The sequence below is a fragment of the Pseudomonas sp. TMW22089 genome (genome assembly GCF_022496645.1).
Classification (GTDB): Bacteria; Pseudomonadota; Gammaproteobacteria; order Pseudomonadales; family Pseudomonadaceae; genus Aquipseudomonas; species Aquipseudomonas paraversuta.
In genome coordinates this window covers 43,498-52,126 of record NZ_SCFG01000027.1, presented here as the reverse complement: position 1 = coordinate 52,126, position 8,629 = coordinate 43,498, and the positions used below count along the sequence as shown (strand labels likewise).

Here is an 8,629-nt window from a genome sequence, read left to right as displayed (position 1 = left end):
TTCTTTTCGGTCACTTGTTTGACCGCCTGGATTTTGAATTCTTCGGGATATCGCTGGTTGCTCATGGCACCTCCTAATGGGCCTCATTTTAAGGCTTGGAGGTGTCTACGAAACTAGGGGCGATTCACTTTCGATAACGACACGGCTGGCAAGAACACACCCTTCATGTCCAGGGGAATGCATGGCGGCCTGATGACGTTCAATTATTTTTCCGATAACGAGTACTACTACAACATTAACAATTTTCTGACCGGCGTATGCCATGTACCCCGGTAGGTGCCATGCAAGTGTCGGCCGCAAAACACCCGGGCCAGGTCTGCGGGTGTTTTGCCAGTCCTTTGAGGTAGAGCGTTTACCCGCCAAGGTGGGAGGAACAAGATAGAGACAAACGCACAACCGGGTACACACCGACGACCACACTATTGTTAATTGCAAAAAACCCGGCATTTCCCGCGCTCAAAGCGGCCGGCACCAAACCCGTCAAACTTCAGTAGCCCTCGATTGAACCATTGTGTTTTCTGACTGGAAATCGACACGCATTATGGTTGCGTAAGGTTTATTAAGACTGCGCACAAGCCCCCCCTTCCCCCCCTGCGCTACCGTGCCTCCCTTAAGTCAGCCCCATGAGCTTATCGAATGACACGCCCGCACTTACACCGGTTGCTCCGGCACTGCCAGAGCCTGTGCCTGTTTTGCACAGCCACGTGCCAGAGACATTTTCAGCCCGCCGCTACTCGCCCAGCCACAGACCCGGACGCTGATAAATGAAGGCCCCCTGCAACACCCCCTACTCATTGCCACAGCCGTCCAATACAGCACCCGCCCCATAACATGGAGATATATTCCGTGGCCCGCCCTATACGCTGGATAAAACCCACCTGCAAAAGAACACGTCACTTACCCGTCTGGAAGCGTTCATTAGCACTGACAGCGGACGGCACTCTATTTATGGCTGCGGCCATGGGAGGTTCGGAAAAAGAAGTCAGCTTTGCATCATTACACGAGAAAGTACCGAGCCTTATTTGTTTTGATCATGTGTATGTGCCTGCTGACTGGCTGCAACAGAGCTTTGGCGCAGCTAACCCCTGGTGCGATTCATTGATTAAAGCCGCACACCCTCATGTCTTGGATCAGGAGGGTTAATGCGGCTTGTAACATCATTGGGATTTAAATTGCGGATCGCCGGTGAGTTTGAATAAGAGCCCGATACCTTGCGGCCATATACCGTAACCGGTATCACCATTGATATGCCCCGCCTTTTGCAACCACACCAGTTCGCTGCCCCAGGCATCGCTGAAGGCACTTGCCCGGGCGCTGGAGACATAGGGGTCGTCCGTGCTGGCAACGGTAATCGAGGGGAAAGGCAGGCGATTGAGCGGCATGGGGGTAAAACCCGAGGTGCCCGGCGGGTAACTGTCGGCTTCGGTATCGCTGGGCGCTACCAGTAACGCGCCGCGCACACGTTCCGCCGCTTGCGGGTGCTGCTGTGCCCAGCGCGCAATCAGCGTACAGGCCAGGCTATGGCCCACCAGGACTACAGGGCGCTGGCTGCCTGCGACTTTCTCTTGCAGGCGCTGCACCCAATCCGTGCAGGTCGGGGTTTCCCAGTCCTGCTGTTTAACCCGGTGCAGCCCGCTGTAACGCTGCTCCCACTGCGATTGCCAATGCTCTGCCCCTGAATTGAACAGGCCCGGCAAGATCAACACCCTGACTGTCATCTCTGGTCTCCATTAGGTGGATGGGTTGCCGAAAACCTTAGACCGTCGCAGCCCTGCGGTCTAGCCGGCTAAGCCAGACGGCAAACAGAATCACCAGCCCCCCCAGCAACAGCCGGCCCAGAGGCTCGTGCTGGTTCCAGATCAGCAGGTTGAGCAATAAACCCACCGGCACATGCAAGTTGTTCATCACCGCCAGGGTGCCACCGGTGACCAGGCAGGCCCCCTTGTTCCACCAGTACATGCCCAGGGCCGTGGAGACCAGCCCCAGGAACACCAGCACGGCCCATTGCAAAGGCGCGTCGGGTAAAAAGTCGGCTTTGCCGAATGCCAGGAAGGCCGGCAATACCACCGCCAAAGCGCCGAGGTAAAAGAAACCGAAACGCCGGTAATGCGGCAGCTCGCTCGGATAACGCGCCACCAGACGCCTGTAAAGCACCTGACCGGCGGCATAGGTGAAGTTGGCCAGTTGTAACAACAGGAAGCCTTTAAAGAAGTCCCCGCTGATGCTGTCGAAGCGAATCACGGCCGCCCCCGATACAGCCACCAGCGCCGCCACCAGTGCCCATGGGTTGAAGCGCCGGTTAAGGGCATCTTCGATCAGGGTCACGTGCAACGGCGTGAGGATGGTGAACAACAGGACTTCGGGCACCGTGAGCACGCGAAAGCTCAGGTACAGACAGACGTAGGTAATGCCGAACTGCAAGGCGCCGATCAGCAGCATGCCGCGCATGAAACCGGGTTCCACCTGGCGCCAGCGGGTCAGCGGAATAAACACCAGCCCGGCCAGTACCACGCGCACCAGTACTGCAAAGTAGCTGTCGACGTGTCCAGCCAGATACTCACCGATCAAGCTGAAGGAAAACGCCTGAATCAGCGTCACAATTAACAGATAACCCATGAGTGTCTCGCCCGGAATGTCGTGATTGCCTGACAGCAGATACGGCCGCCGGCTTGTTTCGCAGGGCGCGACATTAGCGGTTTTGCGCCGCTGGCGAAATGCCTGTCAAAAAAAACCCGGTCCAGCGTTAAAGCTGACCGGGTGTGAGCACTCAGGAGAGAAGTGCAAAGGGAGGTTCGATGCGCGAACCGCATGCTTGAAGGAGCAATGAAACGATTTAGCCAGCCGCCGATTATCTGTCGATTAACAGCCTATGCGACTTCAGAAACCCGGGCCTTGGCCTGGTTCAAACCTTTTTCCTGAAAATCACCGCCCAGGTTCATCCCTTCGGCATGGATAAAGGTCAGGTCATGAATGCCGATAAATGCCATCACCTGACGCAGGTAGGGTTCCTGATGGTCCGCCGGGCTGCCGGCATAGATCCCGCCACGCGCCGTCAGCACGTAGGCTTTCTTGCCGGTCAGCAGCCCCTGGGGCCCGGTGTCTGTGTATTTGAAGGTGGTGCCGGCCCGCAGAACATGGTCAAGCCAGGCTTTGAGGGTGCTGGGAATCGCAAAGTTGTACATCGGCGCCGCCATCAACAGCACATCAGCCGCCAGCAGCTCATCGGTGAGCTCGTTGGAGCGCTGCAGAGAGGCTTTCTCGGCTGCAGAACGTTGTTCTTCGGGCTTCATCCAGCCACCCAGCAGGTCAGCGTCCAGGTGCGGTACCGGGTTCAACGCCAGGTCGCGAACGGTGATCTGATCATCAGGGTGGAGCGATTGCCATTGACTGATGAACTGCCGGGTCAGCTGGCGGGAAAATGAATCCTGCTGACGGGCACTGCTTTCAATGATCAGAACTCGTGACATGCTGGCTAGACTCCATCGGTAAATGCTGTAAGGCGATGGAGGTAAGATTAGAGTGCATAGGTTCGATGAAAAAGCGCAAAAAATTGCTACAACCTATCTATAATCCTGTTTATATAGCGAAAACCTGTAGCCATTGCTGCAGATCGCAATAACACAGACTCCGGCAAAGGAATTCATCGTGAAGGCGCCCCGTGTAACCCTTGATCAATGGCGCACCCTGCAAGCGGTGGTCGACCACGGCGGCTTCGCTCAAGCCGCCGAAGTTCTGCATCGCTCGCAATCATCGGTCAGCTACACCGTAGCCCGCATGCAGGATCAACTCGGCGTGCCGTTGTTACGGATCGACGGGCGCAAGGCAGTACTCACCGAAGCCGGTGGCGTATTGCTGCGCCGTTCCCGGCAACTGGTCAAACAGGCCAGCCAGCTCGAAGACCTGGCCCACCACATGGAGCAAGGCTGGGAAGCCGAAGTGCGGCTAGTGGTCGATGCGGCCTACCCCAATGCACGGTTGGTACGCGCCCTGACCGCGTTCATGCCGCAAAGCCGCGGTTGCCGTGTGCGCTTGCGCGAAGAAGTGCTGTCGGGCGTTGAAGAAGTGCTGCTGGAAGGCGTGGCTGACCTGGCCATCAGCAGCTTCAACATCCCCGGCTATCTGGGCGCCGAGCTCAGTGCCGTGGAGTTTGTTGCCGTAGCTCACCCTGATCACCCGCTGCATCGCCTGCAGCGCGAGCTGCATTTCCAGGACCTCGAAAGCCAGCTGCAGGTGGTGATCCGCGACTCGGGACGCCAGCAACCGCGCGACATGGGCTGGCTGGGAGCGGAACAGCGCTGGACCGTCGGCAGCCTGGCCACGGCTGCAGCCTTTGTGGGCAGCGGCCTGGGATTTGCCTGGTTGCCGCGACACATGATTGAACGCGAGCTCAAGGAAGGCGTGCTCAAACAGTTGCCTATGGATCAGGGCGGCAGCCGTCACCCGCTGTTCTTTCTGTACTCCAACAAAGACAAACCCCTGGGCCCGGCCACACAAATACTTGTCGAACTATTGCGCACCTTCGATACCGCGCCCCTGGACGCGCCTTTTGCTGCCCCTCTGCAAGGCTGATCAAGCTTGCTCGGGCATGACAACGGTGGGCAGGAACAATGATCGCGAATATCCTGTCCAAGGTCGGCGGCCAGTCTGAACTCACTGGCGCCTTCATCACCCTATTCCATCGCGCGTGAGTTACCTCGCGCAGTTGCTCTCACTGTCCAGGATCCTGAACCCATGCTGAAAAAAATCGCCCTCGCCGCCGGTGCCCTGCTGCTCGCTGCCAACCTGATGGCGGCCACCACCGCACCGACCAAAGCGCCCCATGTTGTGCTGGACACCAGTTTCGGCCAGATCGAAATTGAACTGGACCCGGTCAAGGCTCCGATCAGCAGCAAAAACTTTCTGGAGTACGTCGACAGCGGCTTCTACAACAACACCATTTTCCACCGTGTGATTCCTGGCTTTATGGTGCAAGGCGGCGGTTTTACCGAACAAATGACCCAAAAGCCGACCCGCGACCCGATCAGGAACGAAGCCAGCAACGGCCTGCACAACGTGCGCGGCACCCTGTCGATGGCCCGTACGTCCAACCCGAACTCCGCCACCAGCCAGTTCTTTATCAACGTGGCTGACAACGCGTTTCTGGATCCGGGCCGTGACGCCGGTTATGCGGTATTCGCCAAGGTGGTGAATGGCATGGACGTGGTTGACCAGATCGTCAACTCGCAGACCACCACCAAGCAAGGCATGCAGAATGTCCCGATCGATCCCGTATTGATCAAGTCCGCCAAGCGCGTTGACTGAGGCAATGGTTCACACAAGGACTTTGACCGAACACTGAACCAGCAAGAGCGAGCTTTCGGGTCAATTTCTGGAAGCTCGCTCCTGCAGGAGGGTGCGGGGTCATACCACTAAAGGAGAGCCCGCACTGCGGGCGTCAGTGCCAATGCTTTATCGCTATTTTGAAAAGCTGATCGATATTTTCCGCGAAGCACCCACGCCTGCTCCACCCAGTACCGTCTGGGCGTTTTATTACTACTACCTGCGTCAGGTGTGGCCGATCTTTGCCGCCCTGCTGGTGGTCGGGCTGATTGCCGCCTTGATCGAGGTCTCACTGTTCAGCTACCTGAGCACACTGATTGACCTGACCCAGGGCACACCCAACACCGACTTCTTCAAGATCCACAGCAACGAACTGATCTGGATGGCAGTCGTCGCACTGATCATCCGCCCGATTTTCTTCGGCCTGCATGACCTGCTGGTGCACCAGACCCTGAGCCCGAGCATGACCAGCATGATCCGCTGGCAAAACCACAGCTACGTGCTCAAGCAAAGCCTCAACTTCTTTCAAAACGACTTCGCCGGCCGGATCGCCCAGCGCATCATGCAAACCGGCAACTCGCTGCGTGACTCGGCGGTGCAGGCGGTCGATGCCCTGTGGCATGTATTGATCTATGCCATCAGCTCGCTGGTGCTGTTTGCCGAGGCTGACTGGCGTCTGATGATCCCGCTGCTGACCTGGATCGCCTGCTATATCGGCGCCCTGTACTACTTCGTGCCCCGGGTCAAAGAACGCTCGGTGGTGTCCTCCGATGCCCGCTCCAAACTGATGGGCCGGATCGTTGACGGCTATACCAATATCACCACCCTCAAACTCTTTGCCCATACCAACTTCGAGCAGCAATACGCCCGCGAAGCAATCATCGAGCAGACCGAAAAAACCCAGCTGGCGAGCCGCGTAGTGACCAGCATGGATGTCACCATCACCACCCTCAACGGCCTGTTGATCGTCACCACCAGCGGTCTGGCATTGTGGCTGTGGAGCCAGTCGCTGATCAGCGTGGGGGCCATTGCCCTGGCCACAGGCCTGGTGATTCGTATCGTCAACATGTCCGGCTGGATCATGTGGGTAGTCAACGGCATCTTTGAAAACATCGGTATGGTCCAGGACGGCTTGCAGACCATTGCCCAGCCTGTGGCCGTGACTGATCGCGAACAGGCTCCGCGCCTGAATGTAGAGCGCGGCGAAGTGCGCTTTGAGCACGTGGACTTCCACTACGGCAAACGCAGCGGCATCATCAGCGACCTCAATCTGGTGATCAAACCCGGCGAGAAAATCGGCTTGATCGGTCCTTCCGGCGCGGGCAAGTCAACGCTGGTCAATCTGCTGTTGCGCCTGTACGACTTGCAAGGCGGAAAAATCCTGATCGACGGTCAGAATATCGCCCAAGTGACCCAGGAAAGCCTGCGCGAACAAATCGGCATGATTACCCAGGACACCTCACTGCTGCATCGCTCGATCCGCGACAATCTGCTGTACGGCAAACCGGATGCCACCGATGAAGAGCTCTGGGAGGCCGTACGCAAGGCCCGCGCCGACGAGTTCATCCCGAACCTGTCAGATGCCCAGGGCCGTAGCGGCTTCGACGCCCACGTGGGCGAGCGCGGGGTCAAGCTCTCGGGGGGCCAGCGCCAGCGCATCGCCATTGCCCGGGTACTGCTCAAGAACGCGCCAATCCTGATCATGGACGAGGCCACCTCGGCGCTGGACTCCGAAGTTGAAGCAGCCATTCAGGAAAGCCTCGAAACCCTGATGCAAGGCAAAACCGTGATTGCCATCGCTCACCGGCTGTCCACCATCGCCCGCATGGACCGCCTGGTGGTCCTGGAGAAAGGCCATATTGCAGAGTCCGGAACCCATGCCGAACTGCTCGCCCACGGCGGTTTGTACGCGCGCCTGTGGCAGCACCAGACAGGCGGTTTTGTCGGTCTGGACTGAGTTTAAAAAAGCAGCTCTGCAACGCCACTGATACACAGCGCCAGCGCCCGGTTTTTAAGGGCTCTGGGGTTTTTCAGGGCGTTTGCCAATCCTTGGCGCCCTGGTGTATTTCAATAATCCCGGGGCGGGTGTGCGAAATGCTGAAGACGGCGATGTTGATCATCCCGGCGAGGATCAGGCCTGCCGGTAAGGCAGAGCCGACCTCGCCTCTTCGGCATACGCCAGCACCCCCACTCGCTCACGCGCCAGAAAATCACTCACTGCCGCTTTCAATCCCTGATGGCGCAAGTAATGCCAGGAGTGAGTGATGACCGGCTCAAAGCCGCGTATCAGCTTGTGCTCACCCTGGGCACCGGCGTCAAAGCGCTGAATACCGCCTGCGATGGCGTAGTCCATGCCCTGATAGAAACAGGTCTCGAAGTGCAATCGGTCGAACTCGCCCAGGCACCCCCAGTAGCGACCATACAGGCTGTCGCCGCCCACCAGGCTGAAGGCCATTGCCACCGGGCTTGAGCCCTGTCTGGCCAGCACCACACGAATGGACTCGGGCATGCGCTCGGCCAACAGGCTGAAAAATTCACGGGTCAGATACGGGGTTTGTCGACGCACTGCGTAGGTGTTGGCATAGCAGGCATACACGAAATCCCACTGCGCCTCGCTCACCTGCTGACCTTCGAGCCATTCAAACTCGAATCCCTGCCCCGCCACTTGCTCGCGCTCTTTGCGCATTTGCTTGCGTTTGCGCGAGCTCAAACCATCGAGAAAGTCCTGAAAGTCACGGTACCCGCGATTTTGCCAATGAAACTGGCAGCCCAGCCGCTGCAGCCAGCCGGGCTGCTGTGACAAGGCCGTATCGGCCAGCGCATCGGTGAAATTGATATGGGCGCTGGAGAGCCCTTCTATCTCCAGGTAACCGGGCAATGCAGCCAGCAGTTCAAGCCCGTCGGCACTACTGGCCGCCAGCAATCGCGAGCCGCTGACCGGGCTGAACGGCACCGCCGTCAGCAGCTTGGGGTAGTACTCGATACCCGCCCGCTCGCAGGCATTGGCCCATTCATGATCGAACACGTATTCGCCGTAGGAGTGCCATTTGCGATAACTGGGAAGCGCTGCCAGCAACTGACCATTTTCATAATGCAGCAGGTGCTCGGGCTGCCAGCCGGAATGGGGGCCCAGGCTAGCACTGTCTTCCAGTGCACTCAGAAAAGCATGGCGCAGGAACGGTTGCGCCACTGGCACCAATGCATCCCATTCGTGGGCCGAGATGGCGGACAGGCTGTCCAGGCGGTGTAACGGCATTGGTTGTCCCCGGAGTGCGACGTAGAGCGGCGATGGTAGCACCTGATGCCCGGT

Annotated in this window: 8 protein-coding genes; 4 read left to right on the top strand and 4 right to left on the bottom strand. The window is 58.3% G+C overall.

Annotated elements, in window-relative coordinates; genetic code table 11:
* Positions 1 to 846: 846 nt before the first annotated feature.
* Positions 847 to 1,143 carry a hypothetical protein gene (locus EQV90_RS19205; RefSeq protein ID WP_127196221.1) on the top strand — a complete coding sequence of 99 codons (297 nt, stop codon included), beginning with the start codon at positions 847 to 849 and terminating at the stop codon, positions 1,141 to 1,143.
* Between the two features lie 14 nt (positions 1,144 to 1,157).
* Here EQV90_RS19205 and EQV90_RS19200 read toward each other — a convergent pair whose 3' ends face one another.
* The 3 genes from EQV90_RS19200 to EQV90_RS19190 all read right to left on the bottom strand — a co-directional run bounded on the left by EQV90_RS19200 (position 1,158) and on the right by EQV90_RS19190 (position 3,467).
* The gene (locus EQV90_RS19200) at positions 1,158 to 1,718 is read right to left on the bottom strand and encodes an alpha/beta hydrolase (RefSeq protein WP_003441677.1); all 561 of its coding nucleotides are present in this window, start codon (positions 1,716 to 1,718) and stop codon (positions 1,158 to 1,160) included.
* A 37-nt stretch (positions 1,719 to 1,755) separates the two neighbouring features.
* Positions 1,756 to 2,616, bottom strand: coding sequence for a carboxylate/amino acid/amine transporter (locus tag EQV90_RS19195; RefSeq protein ID WP_003441675.1), 861 nt, complete (start codon positions 2,614 to 2,616; stop codon positions 1,756 to 1,758).
* Positions 2,617 to 2,867: 251 nt separating this feature from the next.
* Positions 2,868 to 3,467 (bottom strand): FMN-dependent NADH-azoreductase, encoded by a 600-nt coding sequence (locus tag EQV90_RS19190; protein WP_010656463.1) that lies wholly within the window; start codon positions 3,465 to 3,467, stop codon positions 2,868 to 2,870.
* Positions 3,468 to 3,645: 178 nt separating this feature from the next.
* Here EQV90_RS19190 and EQV90_RS19185 point away from each other — a divergent pair, with 178 nt between their 5' ends.
* The 3 genes from EQV90_RS19185 (at position 3,646) to EQV90_RS19175 (ending at position 7,276) form a co-directional block, all read left to right on the top strand.
* On the top strand, positions 3,646 to 4,569 hold the full coding sequence (locus tag EQV90_RS19185; protein WP_240878550.1) for a LysR family transcriptional regulator: 924 nt from the start codon (positions 3,646 to 3,648) through the stop codon (positions 4,567 to 4,569).
* 162 nt (positions 4,570 to 4,731) lie between these two features.
* Complete coding sequence (locus tag EQV90_RS19180; RefSeq protein ID WP_240878549.1) at positions 4,732 to 5,301, top strand: peptidylprolyl isomerase; 570 nt, start codon at positions 4,732 to 4,734, stop codon at positions 5,299 to 5,301.
* Between the two features lie 142 nt (positions 5,302 to 5,443).
* Positions 5,444 to 7,276, top strand: a complete 1,833-nt coding sequence (locus tag EQV90_RS19175; protein WP_003441666.1) for an ABC transporter ATP-binding protein — start codon at positions 5,444 to 5,446, stop codon at positions 7,274 to 7,276.
* A 174-nt stretch (positions 7,277 to 7,450) separates the two neighbouring features.
* On the opposite strand, the gene EQV90_RS19170 is transcribed toward EQV90_RS19175, so the two are convergent.
* Complete coding sequence (locus EQV90_RS19170) at positions 7,451 to 8,575, bottom strand: GNAT family N-acetyltransferase (protein WP_240878548.1); 1,125 nt, start codon at positions 8,573 to 8,575, stop codon at positions 7,451 to 7,453.
* Between the last annotated feature and the right edge of the window lie 54 nt (positions 8,576 to 8,629).

Bases quoted from the DNA above. Each gene is read 5' to 3' on its own strand.
- EQV90_RS19200 (WP_003441677.1), bottom strand. From the start codon at position 1,718: ATGACAGTCAGGGTGTTGATCTTGCCGGGCCTGTTCAATTCAGGGGCA.
- EQV90_RS19195 (WP_003441675.1), bottom strand. From the start codon at position 2,616: ATGGGTTATCTGTTAATTGTGACGCTGATTCAGGCGTTTTCCTTCAGC.
- EQV90_RS19190 (WP_010656463.1), bottom strand. From the start codon at position 3,467: ATGTCACGAGTTCTGATCATTGAAAGCAGTGCCCGTCAGCAGGATTCA.
- EQV90_RS19180 (WP_240878549.1), top strand. From the start codon at position 4,732: ATGCTGAAAAAAATCGCCCTCGCCGCCGGTGCCCTGCTGCTCGCTGCC.
- EQV90_RS19175 (WP_003441666.1), top strand. From the start codon at position 5,444: ATGCTTTATCGCTATTTTGAAAAGCTGATCGATATTTTCCGCGAAGCA.
- EQV90_RS19170 (WP_240878548.1), bottom strand. From the start codon at position 8,575: ATGCCGTTACACCGCCTGGACAGCCTGTCCGCCATCTCGGCCCACGAA.